Source organism: Chamaesiphon sp. VAR_48_metabat_135_sub (genome assembly GCF_031418915.1).
In the GTDB taxonomy this organism is placed as follows: Bacteria; Cyanobacteriota; Cyanobacteriia; order Cyanobacteriales; family Chamaesiphonaceae; genus Chamaesiphon.
Genome location: NZ_JANOJV010000308.1, coordinates 1 through 21,354, shown reverse-complemented (window position 1 = coordinate 21,354; position 21,354 = coordinate 1). Strand labels below are relative to the sequence as shown.

Here is a 21,354-nt window from a genome sequence, read left to right as displayed (position 1 = left end):
CCTAAAACCTACTTTCGTCTAGTTAATTCGATCGTAATCTTGCCACCAAAATCGGGAATCGGCGCGGCTGGCTTATGTAACTTCAACTCGACTTGCTGAACCATATCGAAATCTAGGACTGTGTTAATAATTGTCTCAGCCAGTTTTTCGACGAGGGCAAATTTAGCAGTTGAAACGATTTCTTTAACAGCAGCGATGACACTCCGATAATCGAGTGTATCCTCAATTCGATCGCTCTGACCCGCAGGAGCTAAATCCACCCCCATGCGGAGATCGACTTCAAACCATTGTCCTAAAAATCGCTCCTCCTCCAAATACCCCGTGTAGCCATAACAACGAATCCCCGTTAACTGAATAAAATCCATACATTATCGATCGGTAAAAAACTAGCATTAGCATTACAGAAATCCTAAATGAGAGGCTTAATCCCTAAAGGGCGGGCATGAAGCGGCGTTTTTATTCGGGGGTTCCCCCAGCATAAAAAACGACAAGACAGCACCGCCCCTACGAGTTAATGTTGCTAACAAGAACTCAAATAGAATTGCGGTAGTCGCTCGAACAATCAATGCTTTAATCAACTATTCACTAATTTATTCCAGGCCAATTGCCTTGATTCATTTCATTCCAAACTTCATCGATTAACATCCCCGAATTTTCTGGTTTATCAAGATCGTGAAGATTTACAAATTCTTCTGATGGATCTGACATGCCAGTGGCTTCAAAACCGAGCAGATCCTGTTCGGAAAAATCTAGGCTTAAATCAGTGAGATCCAGTTCCATCAAACCATTGGGAATCATTCTACCCTGACTGTCATTCGATCGATCGAAGTCAAAAGCAATTTCATCCAAACCGCCACTTGGGGTCGCACTCGAATCGGGATGATGCTCTTCTAGTTCCAATACCGTATCGGCTAGGTGTGGGATCGTCAGATCCTGATCGGTATTGGCTTCGACTCGAGCGACACTAGCAATCGCTGCTGCCACAGCCACAGTACCTACTGCCGCAATTCCAGCTACAGGGATCTCAGTCGGGCTTTCATATCCATGTGGGGTAATTTCTGGAGTATTAGCAGAGATTGTTGTTGGGAAAATTTCATCATGAGAGGATCGATTGAGACTACCCTCCTGATAGACAGATACCCCACTGGCCGGATCGTTAGTATGTGTCACTGGTACGCTCACCATTGGAGCTGTTGCGGTGGTATTAACGAGCGGTATGCTGCGATTACTAGCATTCTGCGCGGTTGTATTCGGCTCGTCCGGACAAAATTCCAAACATAATCTAATCCGACCTTTTTGCCAACCATTGGAGCCAAATCTCAGTGCCTCACAGTCGATTCCTTGAGCTGTAAACCAACCATTTTTCTCTTCACTCCAACCAGCGATCGCATTTGCTAAATAACTTTTAATGGCATCATTTAACTCGCCCGCCCTAAAAGTACGCTGCCCACTTAACACGTCTATTTCCTGTTGAACTGAGATAACTTCTCCATTTTCCAATGACTCAAAGCGATCGGTCATGATATGCTCCAATGATTATATTAAATATCTATAAAATACTGTAAATATTCTTAATAATAAATCCCATCAAAAATATCTTAAGCAGGTCAAAGTCACTAAATTTAGACAGCATGGGTGGGAGTAAATGTCGATCGACCCACCATTACTGACGACTTAGAACTGATGACTTATCTTAATTATACCCAAACACTTATAGGAACCAGCCATAACTATGTAGTCCTTTCCCGAGCAGGTTAACCCCCAGGTAGCAAATCCAGACAACGACAAAACCTACTGCTGCCAAAATTGCCGGTTTCCGTCCCTGCCAACCCTTGGTAATCCGTGAGTGTAGATAAGCCGCAAATACCAACCACGTAATCAATGCCCAAGTTTCCTTCGGGTCCCAACTCCAATAAGAACCCCAAGCTTCATTTGCCCAAACGCCACCAGCAATAATCCCAATCGTCAGCAAGGGAAATCCCAAGCCAATAATCCGGTAGCTAATATTATCGAGTGTATCAGCCAGCCCTAATCGTTGGGGTGATAGTATCGCTGTCGCTGCCATTGTGGGCAATTCTAATACTGCCGTCGTTCCTGAATCAATACCGAGTGTCATGGGTTCGGTAGAGCTAATTGCGGCAACATTTTGAGTAGCTAGACTACTAGTCAATCGATAACCATTCCCACCAAAGGAACTACCGCGTAACTCGATTTCTTGTCCGCGTGTGATAAATAAGAAAGCGATCGCCAGTACAGATCCCACCATCAAGGTGGCATAAGATAACATCATCACACTGACATGCATCATCAACCAGTTAGACTTCAAAGCAGGGACTAGCGGTGCTGATGCCTGCATATCACCAGGTAGTGTCAAGGCTGCAAATGCGGTAATTAGCATCGCCACAGGCGCAGTTACCACCCCAACCAGCGCACTGCGACTGATGGATTCGGCAAACAGGTGCATCGCGGTGATACCCCACGCCAAAAAGAATAGCGATTCGTATAAGTTACTCAGCGGGAAATAACCAGCTTCGATCCATCTTGCGCCTAATAATGTTGCCATACACAGATTCGCGACCGCCATTCCAGTCGTCCCCAAGTTGGGCAAAAACGGCACTTTAGGGAAAGCTGCACCAACCCAATAAATCAGCATTGTCAGCAGCAAGATGCCGAAGGAGAGATTATCCAGTTGATTTTGGAGAGAAACTAAGTTCATATAATAATTTGATAAATTTGAACGATCGAACTCTGTTCTGGTGCGTTACGCTGTGCCTACGACAGGCCATCGCCAACACTAACCTACTTTCTGAAAAAATAATTCTAATCCTGCCAATCAGGAATTACCCATACTGGGGGAGCTGTCATTTTTTTACGCCGCGCCTCCTCAGCGATTTCATGCATTTTATCTAAGGAAGTTTCATTAATAAATTTGGAAGCTGACTGGATATGAGTTTGATTCTGACAACGATCGGGTTGAATACAGCCATCCTTACAAACTTCACTACAGTTAATCGTATTAGTTTCCACTGTCTCTAATCAAAAATTCAAAACTTTAGGAGTATTTTAACTCAACTGGCTGAAGTTAGGCTTTAGGCTTTAGGTTTTAGGCTTTAGGGAGTAGAGATCGGGGCAAATTAGAACTCAATTTTTAGGTCAAAAAAAGTCAGGAACCAGCATCCAAAGCTGACTTCTGACTTTTTATAAAATCAAATTACAAATTGAGATTAGCGTTTGTCACGGAATCCTGACATCCAATCCCGTAGCTGTTCGGACGCAACATCGCGACCGCCCAAACCAAAGGAAATCGCTGTCGCCACCGCAATCGCGCCCAATAATAGACCAAAAGCTAAGTTGACAATACTAGCAGCAATCCCCATCTGTTGTAATGCCATCGCACCAACAAACGCGATAATTGCCAACCGAGCGATCTGTCCGAGTACTTTTGATTGATGAGTACCCGAGCTGCTGACTACTTTCTGCGCTAGATTTGCGAGATATAGACCGATTGCAAAAACTACAACTCCAGATAGAACTTGTCCAGAGATTAGGAGTAAACCTTCAACTAGTTGAGTCAGTGAGGGAATTCCTAACACGCCAGTAGCCGCTACTGCGGCGACAATCATCACTCCGATCTGAGCGATTAAGCCCGCCACCTGAGAGGGAGTCCGCTTGGTACTACTAGGCACGATCGTGCCGCGAGAAGTAGATACACTGGAACTATCCGGAGGAGTAGTGGTAGTGGTAGTTTGATGTAGGGTATTGAGTCCTAGTGCTTGGAAGATATTATTGAATCCCAAGCCACTGAGTAAGTTAGTAACTAAATCACCAATAAACTGACTCACTACATAAGCAACAGCTAAAATTCCCGCTGCTGTCAGAATTTGAGGAATAGTATTCAATACTTGTTGAAGCATTGAAGTAGCTGGTCTAGAAATCGCGGGGATCTGAAGTGCATCCAGTGCGGCTACCGCAGTGGGAATTAACACCATCAAGTAGACAATAGTGCCTAACAATCCAGAGAGAGATTGACCTGGCGCAGCTCGATTCAAGCCAATTTTAGTAGCTAATCTCTCGGTTCCTGCCGCAGCCAGTAAGTTAGTTACCAACTCGCGGACGATTCTCGCCACAAACCAACCGACAATCCCGATTAGTGCTGCTTTAAAGATATTTGGCAGTGCGCTGAGAATATCATTTAACAGATTTTGGACTGGTGCTAGTGGGCCTTGTAGCTCTAGAACTCCAAGAATTGCGGGGAGGAAAAATAAGAAGACAAACCAGTAAAGTGCGTTGCCTAATGTTTCGCTAGGGAGAACTTGATTTTCCCCAACTGCTAATCGACGGGACATCGCTGGCAGAACGGTTCCAGCGGTGCGAACGACGATCGTTTTGACTGCTGTTGCCAATAACCAGGCGATCGCACCCAAGGCAGCCGCAGAAGCCAATTTCGGCACAAAAGCCAGAATTTGGTTCAAGACGTTGTTGAGTGGTTGCGCGACAACTGTTAAGTTGAGGGCGTTGAGAAAGCCGAGCAGGGCGAATAGAAAAATTAGCCAGAAGACGATGTCCCCGACTAATTTTTCTGTATTCATATTCGATCTAGAAGAGCCAGAGTTACCAGTTGCCAAGTTACCCAGTCGGTCGTCAAGTTCGGTACGTTTGAGTAGATTACGCACGACTGACGATACAACGAATGCAACGATCCAGCCGACAAATAATGTAACTACCGCACCGAGTAAACTGGGTAAGAAGGCTCCGATTGTGCCACCAGTTTGCTTGACAAAATTTTCGACTCCAGTTGTGGAAAAATTGGTGGTGACACTGGTTGGTACTGCTACCTGAGCGACTAGCCAATTTTTAGCAATAAGCTGACTAGTTCCAGGTACTGCACTGATGAGTTGCCAAGTTTCGTTCATATTTTTGCCATGTGAATAGTGAATGCCAGAGCGGACTGTGTGTGAGGCAGAAAATAATTTTGCACGTCGGCGATCGTCAATCACCCGGGGCAGGGAATATTAGGGTTGTAAAAGCTGCCATTTTCCTGCTGTGGTTTCGAGCGATTGCTGTCTGCGGCAGACTTAAATGGTGCTCCCAGAGCTGGGATGCAACATTACCACAATCGATTAGTTGCTACAGATTAAATAAACTATCCCGAAATCTACTGATTCTAGAAACTGTGCTGACCAGCACAATCGTTAGTTAAAATTTATTTAACTATATTACCGATCGGTTAGCTTCAAACAATTAGATCGGTCACTGTTAACGTGCAACAAAAGTACATATTTATAAATGCCTGGAAGCAGTTAGCGACAGGGAATAAAGCTAGATATTTTCTACTTTTCACTGATTGGCTAATTACAACACAGAGGTAGCTTACCACGCTTCCTTAAGAATGGCATCCATAAAATTAACCATTTTAAATTAACCCCGTTGGCTTTGTTTGAAGAATTGATACATTTCTGGTAATCGATTAACGATCGCGGCAGTTTTGAGCCAGAGTTTGTGGGAAACTGCCGGATAACCTGAAACGATTGAGCCTGGATCGACGTTACTGTGAATTCCTGTTTTTGATGAAGCGATCGCGCGATCGCCAATTGTCACCTGATTGGCTACTCCAACCTGTCCAGCAAGTAGGACTTGGTTGCCAACTTTCACGCCTCCAGCTAACCCAACTTGAGCGGCGAGAGCGCAATTAGCACCAATCTGACAACCATGTCCGACGTGTACTAAGTTATCTAGCTTTGTATCTCGTCCGATCCGAGTTTCACCCACTGCTGGCCGATCGACCGTACTATTGCAACCGATCTCCACACCGTCCTCCAAGACCGTATAACCCGCTTGTTCCATCTTGAACCATCCAGTAGCAGTCGGCACGAATCCAAACCCCTCTGCACCGATCGCAGCCCCACTGTGGATGACACAATCGCGACCGATCGATACTCGTTCGTGAATGGTACAGTTGGCATGAAGGATTGTTCGATCGCCGATCGAGACATCAGGGTAGATGACCACATTCGGATGAATGACTACACCATTCCCAATTTTTACGCCAGGTTGAATGACCGCATGGGCACCGATCGACACATTTTCTCCTAGTTCGACTCCAGTTTCCACGATCGCGCTCGGATGAATTCCCACGGGAAGTCGGAATGGTTGATAAAATAGTTTGATGACTTGGGCAAAAAGTAATCGCGGTTCGCTTGCAGCAATCCAGGCAATTCCTCGATCGATCGCTTGCGATTGAATCGCCTCATTCATCGGTAAGATTAAAGCACTTGCTGACGTACTGCTGACAAATTTGGCGAATTTATCTCCCTCGATATAGCTAATTGTGCCAGATGCCGCTGTATCGATCGGTGCCAAGCCAGTTAAGATCGGATCGAGACCGCCATTTGTCCCTAAACTACTAGCTTTGACAGCCGAACCTAGTTTAATTATCAGTTCGCTAAATTTCATTATAAATTCGAGGGTAGAGATTAAAGTTAAATCGTAAGTCGTAAGTCGTAAGTCGTAAAGGTTATCCCCGAATCCTAACTCCCTAACCCCTAACTTCAGTGTCAGACCAAATTGGACTATTACTCAAAATGTTATTACCATCTGTCGCCATCTCGATCGCGATTAACTATCTGGGTAAAAGTTTAACTCCAGTACCGACCACTGGAATAGTCATAACTGCCGTATTTCTACCCTCCTGTGCTATGGCGATTTTCTTGTGGTGGCAAAGTAGGAAATCAGTAGATAGTTGACAAATCCAATTATTCCCCAAAGCCCAAAGCCTAAAACCTAAAGCCTACCCCACCCCAACCCAATTCATGGGAATATAGAAGACGATCCTGGTAGATTAGACTAATTTAGATGATGCGTAAAATTATTATTGCTGGTAACTGGAAAATGTATAAAACCCAGGGTGAAGCCTCTGAGTTTTTGATGCAATTTATCTCCCAAATCGATGATGCCCCAGAAGATCGGGAAGTAGTTTTGTGCGTACCATTTACAGACTTAACAATTGTTAGCAAAAGTCTGCATGGTAATCGGATTCGGCTGGGTGCCCAAAATGTTCATTGGGAAGAATGTGGGGCTTACACTGGCGAAATCTCTGCCAGTATGCTGATCGAAAGCAGCGTTAGATACGTCATTGTCGGGCATAGCGAACGCCGTCAGTATTTTGCCGAAACTGATGAGACAGTAAATTTACGCCTCAAAGCAGCTCAAGCCAGTGGGTTGATTCCGATCCTCTGCGTTGGTGAAACCAAACAACAACGAGATGCTGGCGAAGCCGAACGGGTGATTATCAATCAGTTGAAAAATGGCTTGGTGGGCATCTCTCAAGCGCGACTGGTAATTGCCTACGAACCAATTTGGGCGATTGGTACTGGAGAAACTTGTGAAGCGCAGGAAGCAGATCGCGTAATTGGGCTAATTCGCGCTCAGTTAACCAATCCTGATGTCACAATTCAATATGGTGGTTCAGTGAAGCCGAGTAATATCGATGAAATTATGGCACAGCCACAAATTGATGGTGTGTTAGTGGGTGGTGCGAGTCTTGCCGCTGCTGATTTTGCCGGAATTGTTAATTATAAGTAGCTGCCAAATATATCTACCTTAAATTTATAATCGAGAGTCGGTACTTCGATGTGTTGTAAGGGTGCCCTGTCTTGTTGTTTTTTTATTCGGGGGGAACCCCCGAATAAAAACGCTGCTTTCTGGGTATCCACAGGTTGCAGTATTAATATATATAATTGGTCCAATAGCGGTGTTTATTTCTTTCTGGCGATCGTCAATCCATCCCCAATTGGGATTAAACTAATCTGGACTCGATCGTCATGATAAATCTGCTGATTTAGCTGCTTAATTGCTAGCGTGCGCTTATCCTCATCCATCGCTGGATCGGCAACTCTACCATACCAAAGTACATTATCAACTAGAATTATCCCCCCCTGACGGACTAATTGAAAACAGCGATCGTAATAAGCTACATAATTATTTTTATCTGCATCGATAAAAGCAATATCAACTGTACCAGCCTCACCATTCGCTAATAGTCGATCGAGTGTTTCTAATGCTGGAGCAATCTGCAAGCTAATTTTATCATCTACCCCTGCTTCCTGCCAATACTTGCTGGCGATCGAGGTAAATTCATCACTAACATCGCAGGCGATTATTCGGCCATCATCTGGTAGATTTAATGCCACTACTAAAGCACTATAACCAGTAAATACTCCCACTTCCAAGTACTTTTTGGCCCCGATTAAGTGTACCAGTAGTCCCATCAATTGCCCTTGTTCTGGTGATATTTGCATATTCGCCAAAGGATGTTGTGCCGTTTCTTGACGGAGCTTAGTTAATATTGCTGGCTCGCGCACAGAATTTGCCAGCAGATATTGGTAGAGATTATCACTTAAACCGATAGATTGATTAGACATGATTCTAAATTTATATTTGTTTGAATAGATTTTACTTAGCAAGTTCTCTCAAAAAGAAGATCCCAATCTGGGGGATTGATTTCAAGACTTTAGCAATTGTGGCAAAAGTCATAAAAATTGCCGAGCAACCAAAAATAGTTATCAAGCTAGCTCGATTGGCGATCGACAAAAAATCGATCTCAATTTCCCATGCGAAAATTTGCCCAATTGGATATAGTGAATAGACAACAGTAGCTACGATTGCCACGATCGCAACTAGTATAGTACCAAATCTACGTAGATCGAAAGCCAGAACGGTCAGACTATAAATCGTGGGCAGAATAAATATCAGTAGCCAACTAGTATAGAGATACATTAACATTCGATCAAAAATTGGCACAATATGAGCGATCGAAATTAGACTTCCTAGCAAAAGGATAAACCAGAAAATGGTTTTTAAATACTTCAGATTCAGTAGTTGAGTGAGTAAAATATTACAAGAGATCGCACCGATTAAAAGTGAAAGATCGAGATGCTGCGGATCGGGAAACTGGTACTGGAGATATCCACTATAAATAGCTAGAGAGATCATAACGATAATAATGATGCTATTAATAATAGTTCGCCAAATTACCTGCCAAATTGCTTTGTTAATTTCTTGCCCATTCATGCTAGCAATTTGTTCGGCAGATTCGATCGTCCACTGGGATATTGCTTGGGATTGTTGACGACGCAAATTTCCAATTACAGCCCAAACTGGGTGAGATTTAATTCGCACGCAGTATTTGTTCATTTTTACATTTGCGATTGTTAATGGAAGTTTATGCAGATCGTATCATCTATTAACATAAGTTGCTAGTTAAGGTTAATAATTTCGGCGTTGCTGATTTAAGATATGATTTTTTCTTTGATAACCCGTCAATTATCGTTCTGAGCGGCTGTGCCAACTTAGCAACTTAACATCAACTCATATCTCCACCCTCCCCACCCCTCTCATACTTCGCTCTCTTTCATATCTCAATTCAGTAACGCCATAATTTTATGCTGATTCGGCTTTTAATAAGAGATCGATCTCAGAATCGTAGATCGCTAGTAGCCAATTTTGAGCTTGCTTGATTTGAGTAATATTCAAATTCTTAATCTTCCGCAAATCAGTTTTGTTAAGGTTCGCACCAGCAAGATTTACTTGATATAGATCGGCACCACTAAGATCGGCTTTACTGAGATTTGCCTTACTCAGCGTCGCACCACGCAGATTTGCGCCGATTAATATTGAACTGGTAAGATTAGTATTTCCCAAGCTCGCATTAGTGAGTATGGCTCCATCTAAGATCGCGTCACTTAGATCGGCTTTATTTAAATTAGCTTCATTCAAATTGGCAGCACTAAGGTTAGTATTGCTCAAATTAGCTTGAATTAAATTTGCGCGATCGAGTTGAGCTTTGGTAAGATTAGCTCCATCAAGATTGGCATTACTTAGATTAGCAAGATTGAGATTAGCTCCACGTAAATCGGCTTTAGTTAGAATAGAACTATTAAGTTTTACGCGATCGAGTTGTGCACCGACTAGATTAGCCTCGCGCAAATTTGTCAAGCTCAGATCCAAATACTGTCGATCGGTTTCTAGATCTATTTGTCGTCGATCGATTACGGTTAACGCTGCTTGGGCATCCGTCCGAATTGTCGGTAATTGCGATGTATCTTGCCCTTTAATACTTTGTTTGCCCCGAATAAAAGAGGATAAGACTTCCATAATCGTCCAACCATCTCTAGGCGAGTCATTGGCGATCCTTTCTAGGGCATAAATACCGCCAATTCTAATCGTTTCTTCTTTATTTCCCAGTTGCTCGATCGAACGGGTAAATCGTTCGGTAATCAGCCGATTTTCGCCTTGAGAAAAGTTGAGAAATAAGATCGAGCCACCAAAAATAGTTGCACCAGTACTTAGACTAGCAATAACTAGTCGAATTAGCTCTAAAATGAAATTGCGACGACTAAGTTTTTCGGTTAACTGTAACTGCTCGATCGCGGCTTGCCAATTAGCATCGGGATTAATATCGCCGCCGCCCTGTGCTTTCCACATTTCATAAGCTTTCGCACGGATAATTTCTGGCGCGACGGGATCGACAATCAACAGAGATTGCAAAAACTTAACGATCGTTTTCATTACTGAATATTTACAAAAAACCGACAGGAGTAAAATTTACTCCTGTCGTTAACATAGTCTAAATTGACTCATAAGATGCGGATAAAAGGACTTGAACCTTCACTTCTTGCGAAACCAGTACCTAAAACTGGCGCGTCTACCAATTCCGCCATATCCGCAGGCAACGATCATAACTATAGCACAAATAGTCAATTAAAGCAAAAAGTATTTTGCTCGACTACCTAATTGCGGTAGACCATAAACCTCGAATAGTTGGTAAAATCAAATCAACGGCAGGGTATTGGGCATAATATCTAAGTGGAGGTGTATCTGCGAGCACCACGATCGAATTTAAATACGTGTTAGCTTAGTCTAGCTTTAATATCGATCCTATTCCCAGTTTGACTAAAGGTCGATTCCAGCATGAAATCCAAGTTTAAGCCCAAATCTACCCAGCCCCAATTGAGAAACAATTTACCAGATAATCCCCGTCATTGGCTGAAGTTGTTTCTAAAAACTGGCAGCGCGATTGCTTTGGGCTTATTCCTGTTGGTAATAATTGGAGTCGGTTATGGTCAATGGTGGGCAAAACGTTATCTCGCACCAATTGTAGCGAAAGAGTTATCAAAAAGTCTCCAACGTCCGATCGATCTGGGGCAGATTGAAGATATTTGGTTGAATGAGATTCATCTTAGTAATGCGAAGATTCCTGCAAATGGGAGCGATTTAAATCATCTAGAAGTTCGGGATGTTGTTGTTAATTTTAATCCATTGCAATTAGTCCTAGATCGAACTATAAAGTTAGATGTACATGTAATTTCTCCGAATCTCTATTTAGCTCAGAATATCCAAGGCAGTTGGGTAAATATTCCTACCCAGGAAAAGACTCCGCCGAGTCCAATTAAGGTTGAAGTTGGTACGATTAATATCGATGATGCGCGAATTGTTGTCGTTCCTTATAGTAAAAGTCCTCAACCGATTACTGTTAGTAAAATTAATTTTCAAGCTGATGTCAGCGATGGTCAAGATAGAGTTGATTTTAAGGGTAGAGCACAATTCGGCGATCGTGGGCAGGTGCAGGTTCGGGGTAATAGTTTAGTTGCTAATGGCAAAACTCAGTTAGCAATTAAGGGCGAGCAGTTAGATGCAGCGGCGGCAACTAGAATTGTTAAAATTCCTGAGGTTAAAATTGCACATGGCACTGTAGATGGAGATCTGAATCTAGAGATTGAGCCACAAAAAAACCTGAAGATTAGTAGTCGGCTATTGGTACGTGATGGCAAGATTATTATCAATTATGTGCCGCGTAGTCTAGATGAGATTAATGGTTTTATTCAAGTGTCGGAACGGGATGTTAAGTTTAATGGTGTCACGACTAAGTACGATCGAGTAGCGGGAGTCATCGATGGCAATCTCAATTATTATACTGGCTATCAACTCCGTGCCAAAACTGCGCCAGCTACACTGCCAGATATTTTTAAAAGTATCGATGTCAAGTCACCATTTCCCCTCGCAGGTGTAGCCGTGGGCGAGTTGCAACTAGCAGGCAAATTGGATCGGCCAATTTTGACAGGTAAGTTTAATAATAGCCAAATTAGTCAGGTCGATCGAGTCCAAATCGACCGGGTTAATGGTAACTTTAGATTGGCCGATGGTCGCATTAAATTAAATGCCACTGCTCAACCGAAATTAGGTGGAAAGATAACTACTCAGGGGGAAATCCAGCTTTTAAAAACTCCTCAGACGCGCTTTCAGGTGCAAGGAGAGCGTATCCCTGGAGATGCCCTGAGTCGGCTGTACGGCGCAAAGTTACCCACACAGATAAAAATGGGTGACGCTTCGGTGCAGGGGACAATTGGCGGCACGGGAGCTGACATTTATACTAATTTACGTATCGATGCACCCCAGGCTACTTATCCGATCGTCACCGATCTCCAGATTACACCCAAATACAACACGATCGTGCGTAATGCTACGCTTGCAGCGGCGGGAGGAAAGGTGCAGGCGACGGGGGAAGTGACGAAAACTAATTGGCGATTGAATTTACAACCCCAGGGTTTAGATACTCAGAAATTAGCGAAAATTGGTGGGATAAATTTACCAGCTAACTATGGTGGAAAGTTAGGTGGAGATATTCAGGCGACGGGTTTAAATAGCGATTTAGATATCGATGCAATTCAGGCGCAGGGGCGATTAAATTTACAGTTGGCTGCGGGGCAAATTATCGCTAATCGATTGCAGATCGATCGAGGTAATTGGCAAGCTAATCTTAGTAGTGGTGCGATCGATCTTCAGCAGCTTGAATCTACTGAATTAGCGCAGGGGGATAGTCATTTACCCGCAGGTATCGTCAGCGGAGATTTTAATCTCAGTGGTCAAGGTTTAAAGAAGATTAGTCCCAAGCATATTCTAGCTAGAGGACGCGGGAAAATTAAGCTTAAAGCTGGCGAAATTGAGTCGAATAATTTAACGATCGAGCGTGGTAATTGGCAGGGGATATTTACAACAAAGTCGCTCCAACTATCTGAGTTTAATTCGTCAATCAAAGGTCAATTTAGCGGACAAGTTAATCTTGCTGGGAATCTCGACAAGTTCACCCCTGAATCACTCCGAGGTGTGGGGGTAGGTACAATCAGTTTACCTCAAGGGAAAATTGCTAGTAATAACTTTCAGATCGATCGAGGTAAATGGCAGGGGAATCTCCAATCATCATCATTGGTTCTCGGTGGTTTAGCTCCTGAAATCCCCCTGAAGTTTAAAAATGCTCGGCTCGATGGCAACTTTAATGTTGCGGGCGATCTCAAACATCTCAAGCCTGAAGATATTGCGGTGAAGGGTAGCGGGAAATTGAGTTTAGCTGATGGGAGTATTTTAGCTCGGCAACTGGAAATTAGAACGGGTAAATGGCGCGGTGATTTTAGATTCGATCGATTAAAGTTAGATAGCATTAGTGAGGAAATACCTGGCGAATTTGCATCGGCACGACTGACTGGTGATTTTTTCGGAGCAGGGACATTATCTAAATTCAATCCTGCTAATTTGCAAGTATTCGGTAATGGTGAATTAGCCTTAGCTGATGGCCGGATTCGCGCTACAGACGTAAAATTAGATCGGGGTGATTGGTCTAGTAGTTTAGCAATTGCCAACTTCAAACTAGGTAATATTATTGGTGCAGCCTCTCCGCTAGAAAATCGACAATTATCGCCACAGTTACAAACAGGTAAAATTAGTGGTAACTTCAATGTTGCTGGGAACGTCGATCGATTAACACCAGTGGCAATTAAAGCTAATGGTAATGGTAAATTAAAATTGACCAATGGTGGTGAAATAGAAGCTAAAAATTTCCAAACGATCGGAGGTGAATGGCAAAGCGATCTGGCTGTCCGTGGTTTGAGTTTAGGCACGATAAATCAAGGTTTCCCTAAGGCAATTCAAGCAGGATTATTATTTGCCAATTTCCGTGCTGCTGGTAATCTAGAACATCCAGAATTAGAACAGATTCAAGCTAGCGGAGACGGACAAATTCGACAGATGCTCGGCGGTAATGTTCGGGTTAATAATCTCATCATCGATCGAGGGCAATGGCAGGCTAAAGTTATTGCCGATCGATTAAACATGGCCGAACTAGCTAAATTCGCGCCAAAAAATGTTAATAGTGTCGGCGAACTAACCGGACAACTAACAGCTAATTGGCAAATCGATGGCAATCTTCAGAACAATAATCTAGCTAATCTCCACATATTGGGACAAACAAAATTAACCGATTTTCAAGTGGGAAACTTGAAATTCGATCCCAATTTAATTGGTACTATTCAAGCAAATCCAGGACAGGGTGTCGATATTGCCTTTGCTGGAAAAACCGACCGATTATCACTATCACTCGATCGCAATTTACAACCCCAAAGTTTTGATGTCCGACAACAGGGGGTAATTGCTAATGGCAATGTCGATGGCAAGATTCTTAATATCAATGTCCAACGGCTGCCGATGCCTTTATTAAAACCGTGGATTCCCAAAAGTGTGGGCATCGAACCATACCGATTTGATGGCATGGCAACGGGCAATTTAGCGATAAATCTGACCGACTTTCAAGTTGCGGGCAAACAGATTGAAATTACCAATCCTACCTTCGGCGCATTTCAAGGCGATCGACTCCTCACCAATTTCCGCTATGCTAACGGACAACTCAACCTCAATAATACCGAGATTAAACGCGGCATACATACTTATCAAATCGATGCCAGTGTCAATCCTGGAGCCACCACACCCACCTTCCAAGCCAAACTCAAAGTTCCCAGCGGTACTCTAGAAGATGTCCGCAATTTGTTACAGATTTTCAGTATCAGCGATCTATTTACACCCTTCAACCGCCGTCAATACGGTACAGCCGCAAATCTGCGCTCCCCATTCGAGAAAATCGCCAATCGTCCTCAACCCCTATATAACGAAATTCGCCGTCTCGCGGAACTCCGACGCTGGTTGCAGCGCGAAGCAGATCGCCAACAAAAAAACAATCTCATCCCCGAAATTGGTAACTTACAGGGCGATTTTAAAGGCGAAATCTCGATTGCCGGTAACCCCAAGACTGGAATCACTAGCGATTTTAAGATCGATGGTACCAATTGGCAACTCGAACGCTATCAGATCGATCGACTTAATGCGCAAGGTACCTGGCTGAATGGAAAACTACAACTAGCACCGCTCAACCTGACGATCGACAACAGCCAGATCGATGTTAAAGGCTATTTTAGCTCGAATAATCAGGATGCTAAGGTGAACATCAAAAATGTCCCGGCGGAGTGGTTGACTAGCCTGGTAGATATCCCTGTAGATATTACTGGTGGCATTAACGTCTCGGCACAGATTGGGGGGAATTTAGGCAATCCCCGCGCCAGTGGTGACATCTCACTCAGCAACGGACGACTAAATGATACGAAACTCCAGACTGTCACAGGTAACTTCAATTACTGGGATGGACGACTAACTTTTGATAGTGATGCCACATTTGCCAACAGCCCGATTGTCGCGCAAGAAGATCGGATCAAAATTAAGGGAAGTATCCCCTATCGACTGCCCTTCGCGCTCAAACCACTAGCCAGTCGCGATATTAAAGTCAATTTGACGCTCCAGAATCAGGGTTTGCAGGTACTCGATGTCTTTAGCAAACAACAACTCCACTGGATCGACGGACAGGGTAAAATTGAGCTGAAGATAGATGGCAAAATGAAACCCTCGAATGGGGGGATTGAAAGTCTCACCGCCAGTGGTATAGCCAATATTACCAAAGGCAGAATTCAAAGTATTGCTATTCCCGAACCATTGACAGATGTCAATAGTGAAATTATCTTTGATTTCGATCGAATTGATGTCCAAAAATTCACTGGAAGATTCAGTCGCGGACAAGTTATTGCGACTGGAATTATCCCGATTTCCGACTCCTTCTCGATCGATCCGAGCAATCAGCTTAGTATCCAAATGCAAGGCATTGGAGTCGATCTCCCAGAAAAATACAGCGGTGATGTCAATGGCAAACTCACCATCCTCGGTACCGCACTCAAGCCGATTTTGACTGGGGATGTCCAACTCATTAACGGTCGAGTCTTCTTACCCGACTCCTCGAATAATCCTAGCACCACAGCGACTGGATCGACCGCCCCATCGACTATCCCCAACACTGGATCGATCTCCCCACCAACTATCCCCCCCGAACCTAATGCCAACCCCATCCAACTTAGCAAACTTCACATTACCCTAGGTGATAATATCCAAATTATCCGCTCGCCCATTCTGAATTTCCTCGCCACTGGCAAAATAGACATCGATGGGACGATTGATAAACCGCTCCCCTTCGGACAAGTTCAACTCCAAAAAGGCTCCGTCAATCTTTTTACTACCCAATTTCGCCTCGCTAGTGGACCCCAGACAGCCGACTTTTTCCCCACATTAGGCACAGATCCCGTCCTCAATATTAGGCTTTATGCCAAAATTCTCGAAAGTACCTCTAGTGCCCTCGCCCAACGTAGTTCGATCGCCCGTACTGCGAAAAACGGTGAAATTAACCAACCTGCAGACTTCTATACTACCAGCCTTGGTTCCGTCCAAACCGTCCAAGTCGAAGCCCGTATCGCTGGATTAGCCAGCCAAATCACCCGAAAAATCGAACTCACGAGTACGCCCTCCCGTACCCAACCAGAAATCCTCCTCCTCCTGGGTGGTGCTTTAGTCGAACAACTAGGTGCGGGAGATGATATCGGATTGGGGGTCATCAGTCTCGCTAGTTCGACGATCCTGAATAATATCCAGGATCGAATCAGCGATATCTTCAGTCTGAGCGATTTTCGACTGTTTCCCACGATTATCAAAGACTCGAAAACTAGCAGTACTTCTACCCTCGGTATCGCTGCGGAAGTTGGTACGGATATTACTCCGAAACTCTCTACCTCAGTGTTCAAAATCCTCACCAATAGTGAATCACCTTACTATAGTCTCCGCTATCGTCTCAATGAGCAAGTACTACTTCGAGGCTCTACTAATCTCTTCGGCGAAAATCGCGCCATCTTGGAATTCGAGCAAAGATTTTAATGGCGTTGAATCTGGGGAGTTGGGATTCGGGGTTCGGGAGTTGGGAGTTGGGAATTGGGGTTCGAGTAGAAAATATCCCGCTCGATCGCGGAAATTGTTAAAATAAACAGTAGTAGTTAAACAGAGATCGACCGATCGAGGATAACTGGAATTGGTAGTTTCAGTCGTCGGATCGTTATCGATCGACAGTTCAATTGCAATTTGTCCATAATCAAATATAGATAATGGCAGCCGCAGTAGTTATTCAAAATCTGTGCAAGAGCTATGGTACCGTCCCTGCGGTTAAAGATGTATCTTTCCAGATCGATCGAGGCGAAATTTTTGGTTTACTCGGTCCAAATGGGGCGGGTAAAACAACGATCGTTCGCTGCTTGTGTACCTTAGCTAAACCCGATACTGGCACGATCGAGATTGATGGTATTTCCGTCCTCGAACAGCCGCGTGAAGCCAGGAAGAGGCTAGGTTATGTCGCCCAGGAAGTCGCGCTCGACAAAATCCTGACAGGGCGAGAATTGCTAGAACTTCAATCTGCCCTCTACCACATCCCCAAAGTGGAAGCCAGACAACGGATTGAGGTGCTGTTGGAAGTTCTCGATTTACATAGTTATGCTGACAAAAAGACAGGCACCTATTCAGGTGGATTAAAACGCCGTCTAGATCTCGCGGCGGGACTCCTACACCAGCCAGAGGTGCTGGTATTAGACGAGCCAACTGTGGGACTTGATATTGAGAGTCGGGTTGTAGTCTGGGACTTTTTGCGCCAACTGCGAGCGAGTGGGACTACGATAATCATTACCAGTCATTATCTCGAAGAAGTCGATGCTCTAGCCGATCGAGTGGGGATTATCGATCGAGGATTAGTAATTGCTGAAGGTACGCCTTCTGCTTTGAAAAATCAATTGGGCGGCGATCGAATTACACTCCGAATTCGGGAGTTTACACCCCTCGACGAAGCCGAAAAAGCTCAAGATTTGTTACGCGAATTACCGTTTGTCCAGGAAGCGATCGTCAATTCTAACCAGTCTAACTCGCTCAATTTGGTAGTCACACCCGATCGCGATGTCCTGATGACGATCCAGCAATCCCTACAACGGGCTGAAATCCCCATTTTTGGGATCTCCCAATCGCGTCCGAGTCTAGATGATGTGTATCTAGCAGCCACAGGAAAAACCTTACTAGATGCCGAACTCAGTGCTGCTAGCAGTCGCGATCTCAAAGCTGAAAAAAAACAAAGTATGCGATAGGATCGACATTCAGTGCGGGCAAAAGCTTATTCTAAACTAGGGTTATGTCTCACCGTCGGTTCCTGTCTATTGTGGGCGGCTGTCTTAGCCGTCCCGATCTTACCCTTGTCGATCGCCAAAAAATCTCTAGTTGCCACCAGTTTAATCGTAATTAGCGAAGTAATGTTCTGGCTGGGCATACTGTTAGCAGGTAAAGAAATTGCCCATCGTTATCGTCGCAACTTAAACCCCTATTATTGGTGGCAAAAAGTCACTAAAAAAAGATAGATTGTCCTTTACTCTAGGGACAGAATAATTATCAGTTATCAATTTTTGAAGCAATCCTACCATGAGCGGCACCATCAACACTTCTGAACAGATAAACCTACGCGCTAGAGATATCTATCGATCTCGCGAACCATTGCAATCGCATTGGCTGACTGACTTTATTCAGGAAACCTTAGCACTCACCAAGCGGCTATTCATCCAACTCCAACGTCGTCCTTCCACCCTAATTGCGGGCATCGTCCAACCGCTGATGTGGTTGGTACTATTTGGTGCCTTATTCCAAAACGCACCCCAAGGCATGATGGGTAGTGAATTGAATTACGGACAGTTCCTCGGTGCGGGAATCATCGTATTCACCGCCTTTGTTGGAGCGTTAAATGCTGGATTACCCGTGATGTTCGATCGAGAGTTTGGCTTTCTCAATCGCCTGCTCGTAGCCCCCTTAGCCTCTCGCTACTCGATTGTCGCAGCTTCAGCAATTTATATCGTAGCATTGACGCTGATCCAGACCGCTGCCATTATCGGCTTGAGTGCGTTAATGGGTTCGGGGTTGCCGAGTATCGCTGGGTTAGGGATTATCGCCCTGATTATCGTGCTGCTAGTATTGGGAGTGACAGCATTGAGTTTGGGGTTTACCTTCGCACTACCCGGACATATCGAACTAATTGCCGTAATTTTTGTCATCAACCTCCCCCTCTTATTTGCTAGCACCGCCTTAGCACCACTAGCATTTATGCCTCAATGGTTGCAGATGGTAGCCTGTCTAAATCCGCTGACTTATGCGATCGAGCCAATTCGCTACTTATACAATCATCAGCAGTGGGATCTGACGAGTATCGTCCTGCAGGCACCCTGGGGATCTGTGTCTTTTGGTACCTCGCTGATGATTTTAGTTGGTTTTGCTATCCTCACCCTAACAGCAATTCAACCGCTGTTAAAACGGCGTTTAGCCTAATTCGAGGAACTATTGGAGAGTTTCAGACATCCTGATCTATAGCTTCCTCGCACATAGTTCACCGCTCCTTCTACACTATTTTCTCAACTATATGAAACTATTTATTACCCCTATCTGTTTGCTAATCGGCTTATCACTGCCGTTAATTCCGATCATTGCCTCAGCTCAATCTAATGACACTGTTGGCAGTGGTGGCGACAATCGCGATCCTTTCAACAGAGCCTCTACAGGCGATACGTCTGGATTGCTACAGTTAATCAACCAAGCACAACTTAATTCGCAGCGCAATCCTAATTACAATAAAGACCAACAGCAACAACTAAATTCAGCAACTGAAGATTTTCGCGCTCGTCAATTACAAGTCTTACGCGAACGGAATAGAAAAACTGCTCCTGCTACGATCATTCAGCCGAAATAAGAAGAAAGGGGAAAGGATAAAGGAAAGATGCCAAAGACATCGGTCGAGAACCACTTGGGAAAATCTAATCTGCCTTTCCTTTCCCCACACTAAAAAACTCTAACTAGCAACTTGAGTTACTAAGCGAGACTGCTAGTGTCGAATTTTCGACGATCGTGCTAAGATGAGATACTTACATCTGGAAAGGTGGCAGAGTGGTCGATTGCGTCCGACTTGAAATCGGATGAAGCGCAAGCTTCCGTGAGTTCGAATCTCACCCTTTCCGTATTTTAGCTTCAATACTTACCAGTTCTCGTTTAGAGTCGCTGTACCGCAGGAAATCAATACGATCCTTGTATCGGTAGAGAATCGACTGTGGTAGTATAAAAAGGTACGCTGTTCGGTGACTGGTAGTGTCGATCGACTCTAAATATACCTATCGAGTAAATAAAGTAGCTGTAAATCGACTACTGACAAATTCAGAGTGGAGATTGACGAGCATTAATCGATTGGTGGCTGTAGCGGAAGCTCAGGTACGTTATCAAATCGAGCCAGTCCCGCCAGGATCGCCCCAACTACCTGTAAATCTGCAACTGCGATCGTATCAACAACAAGCTATTTCCAACTGGTTCAAAAATCAAGGTCGCGGTACGCTCAAAATGGCGACAGGTAGTGGAAAAACTATTACTGCACTGGCGATCGCCCATCAATTGTACCAACAAATTGGACTCCAAGTCATCATCATCATCTGCCCATTTCGGCACCTGGTGAATCAATGGGGCAGAGAGTGCGAGAAATTTAATCTTCAGCCGATCCTTGCTTGTGAAAGTATCCATAAATGGCAGGGCAAATTTTCCTATCAACTTGCGAGAATTAATACCGGACAACAAAAATTCTTGACGATTGTTACTACCAATGAAACCCTAATTACGTCAGGATTTCAATCCCAATTAAAATATTTACCCGATCGAACCTTAATTATCGGTGATGAAGTGCATAACTTGGGCGCGAAAAAACGATTGTCCAGCCTCCCGCGCAACGTGGGCTTACGACTCGCCCTCTCAGCCACCCCAGAACGCCACTACGATGACATCGGCACTCAGAATATCCTCGATTACTTTGGAGACATCTTACAGCCCGAATTTACCCTCAAAGACGCGATCGATTGCGGTGCCCTCGTCCACTATTTATACTACCCAATCCTGGTCGAACTGACTGTAGGCGACAGCGAACAATATCTCAAACTCACCCGCGCCATCACCCGCAAACTGATCTACAAAGCCCAGGATCGCCACCCCAATTTCGATGAATTGGACACCCCAGATCTTACCCCATTACTAATGCAACGCGCCCGACTGATCGGG

Annotated in this window: 17 protein-coding genes and 2 tRNA genes; 9 read left to right on the top strand and 10 right to left on the bottom strand. The window is 44.4% G+C overall.

Annotated elements, in window-relative coordinates; genetic code table 11:
• Nucleotides 1-8 precede the first annotated feature (8 nt).
• The 6 genes from folB to lpxD all read right to left on the bottom strand — a co-directional run bounded on the left by folB (nt 9) and on the right by lpxD (nt 6,453).
• Nucleotides 9-365, bottom strand: coding sequence for a dihydroneopterin aldolase (folB, locus tag RMO55_RS21115; protein WP_310430017.1), 357 nt, complete (start codon nt 363-365; stop codon nt 9-11).
• Nucleotides 366-585: 220 nt separating this feature from the next.
• Nucleotides 586-1,521 carry a KGK domain-containing protein gene (locus RMO55_RS21110; protein ID WP_310430015.1) on the bottom strand — a complete coding sequence of 312 codons (936 nt, stop codon included), beginning with the start codon at nt 1,519-1,521 and terminating at the stop codon, nt 586-588.
• A gap of 190 nt (nt 1,522-1,711) precedes the next feature.
• A complete protein-coding gene (ccsB, locus tag RMO55_RS21105; RefSeq protein WP_310430013.1) occupies nt 1,712-2,716 on the bottom strand; it encodes a c-type cytochrome biogenesis protein CcsB in 1,005 nt (334 codons plus the stop codon).
• A gap of 104 nt (nt 2,717-2,820) precedes the next feature.
• On the bottom strand, nt 2,821-3,027 hold the full coding sequence (locus RMO55_RS21100) for a hypothetical protein (RefSeq protein ID WP_310430011.1): 207 nt from the start codon (nt 3,025-3,027) through the stop codon (nt 2,821-2,823).
• A gap of 197 nt (nt 3,028-3,224) precedes the next feature.
• Nucleotides 3,225-4,913 (bottom strand): mechanosensitive ion channel, encoded by a 1,689-nt coding sequence (locus RMO55_RS21095; RefSeq protein WP_310430009.1) that lies wholly within the window; start codon nt 4,911-4,913, stop codon nt 3,225-3,227.
• Between the two features lie 505 nt (nt 4,914-5,418).
• Nucleotides 5,419-6,453 (bottom strand): UDP-3-O-(3-hydroxymyristoyl)glucosamine N-acyltransferase, encoded by a 1,035-nt coding sequence (gene lpxD, locus RMO55_RS21090; RefSeq protein WP_310430007.1) that lies wholly within the window; start codon nt 6,451-6,453, stop codon nt 5,419-5,421.
• A gap of 98 nt (nt 6,454-6,551) precedes the next feature.
• Between lpxD and RMO55_RS21085 the strand changes: the two genes are divergently transcribed.
• Both RMO55_RS21085 and tpiA read left to right on the top strand, forming a co-directional pair.
• The gene (locus RMO55_RS21085) at nt 6,552-6,743 is read left to right on the top strand and encodes a hypothetical protein (RefSeq protein WP_310430005.1); all 192 of its coding nucleotides are present in this window, start codon (nt 6,552-6,554) and stop codon (nt 6,741-6,743) included.
• 112 nt (nt 6,744-6,855) lie between these two features.
• Nucleotides 6,856-7,581: a triose-phosphate isomerase gene (gene tpiA / locus RMO55_RS21080; RefSeq protein ID WP_310430067.1), complete on the top strand. Its 726-nt coding sequence runs from the start codon at nt 6,856-6,858 to the stop codon at nt 7,579-7,581.
• A gap of 173 nt (nt 7,582-7,754) precedes the next feature.
• On the opposite strand, the gene RMO55_RS21075 is transcribed toward tpiA, so the two are convergent.
• The 4 genes from RMO55_RS21075 to RMO55_RS21060 all read right to left on the bottom strand — a co-directional run bounded on the left by RMO55_RS21075 (nt 7,755) and on the right by RMO55_RS21060 (nt 10,724).
• Complete coding sequence (locus RMO55_RS21075) at nt 7,755-8,420, bottom strand: class I SAM-dependent methyltransferase (RefSeq protein WP_310430003.1); 666 nt, start codon at nt 8,418-8,420, stop codon at nt 7,755-7,757.
• 31 nt (nt 8,421-8,451) lie between these two features.
• Nucleotides 8,452-9,192: a hypothetical protein gene (locus RMO55_RS21070; RefSeq protein ID WP_310430001.1), complete on the bottom strand. Its 741-nt coding sequence runs from the start codon at nt 9,190-9,192 to the stop codon at nt 8,452-8,454.
• A 246-nt stretch (nt 9,193-9,438) separates the two neighbouring features.
• On the bottom strand, nt 9,439-10,566 hold the full coding sequence (locus RMO55_RS21065) for a pentapeptide repeat-containing protein (protein WP_310429999.1): 1,128 nt from the start codon (nt 10,564-10,566) through the stop codon (nt 9,439-9,441).
• Between the two features lie 76 nt (nt 10,567-10,642).
• Nucleotides 10,643-10,724 (bottom strand) — tRNA-Leu (locus RMO55_RS21060).
• Nucleotides 10,725-10,968: 244 nt separating this feature from the next.
• Between RMO55_RS21060 and RMO55_RS21055 the strand changes: the two genes are divergently transcribed.
• The 7 genes from RMO55_RS21055 to RMO55_RS21025 all read left to right on the top strand — a co-directional run.
• Nucleotides 10,969-17,127, top strand: coding sequence for a translocation/assembly module TamB domain-containing protein (locus tag RMO55_RS21055; RefSeq protein ID WP_310429997.1), 6,159 nt, complete (start codon nt 10,969-10,971; stop codon nt 17,125-17,127).
• Between the two features lie 224 nt (nt 17,128-17,351).
• Complete coding sequence (locus RMO55_RS21050; protein WP_310429995.1) at nt 17,352-18,371, top strand: ATP-binding cassette domain-containing protein; 1,020 nt, start codon at nt 17,352-17,354, stop codon at nt 18,369-18,371.
• Nucleotides 18,372-18,383: 12 nt separating this feature from the next.
• The gene (locus tag RMO55_RS21045; protein WP_310429993.1) at nt 18,384-18,638 is read left to right on the top strand and encodes a transporter suffix domain-containing protein; all 255 of its coding nucleotides are present in this window, start codon (nt 18,384-18,386) and stop codon (nt 18,636-18,638) included.
• 61 nt (nt 18,639-18,699) lie between these two features.
• Nucleotides 18,700-19,593, top strand: coding sequence for an ABC transporter permease (locus tag RMO55_RS21040; protein ID WP_310429991.1), 894 nt, complete (start codon nt 18,700-18,702; stop codon nt 19,591-19,593).
• 91 nt (nt 19,594-19,684) lie between these two features.
• Nucleotides 19,685-20,011 carry a hypothetical protein gene (locus RMO55_RS21035; protein ID WP_310429989.1) on the top strand — a complete coding sequence of 109 codons (327 nt, stop codon included), beginning with the start codon at nt 19,685-19,687 and terminating at the stop codon, nt 20,009-20,011.
• 180 nt (nt 20,012-20,191) lie between these two features.
• Nucleotides 20,192-20,276, top strand: a tRNA-Ser gene (locus tag RMO55_RS21030).
• Nucleotides 20,277-20,460: 184 nt separating this feature from the next.
• Nucleotides 20,461-21,354: DEAD/DEAH box helicase (locus tag RMO55_RS21025; protein ID WP_396134444.1), on the top strand; the 894-nt coding region annotated here is incomplete at its 3' end.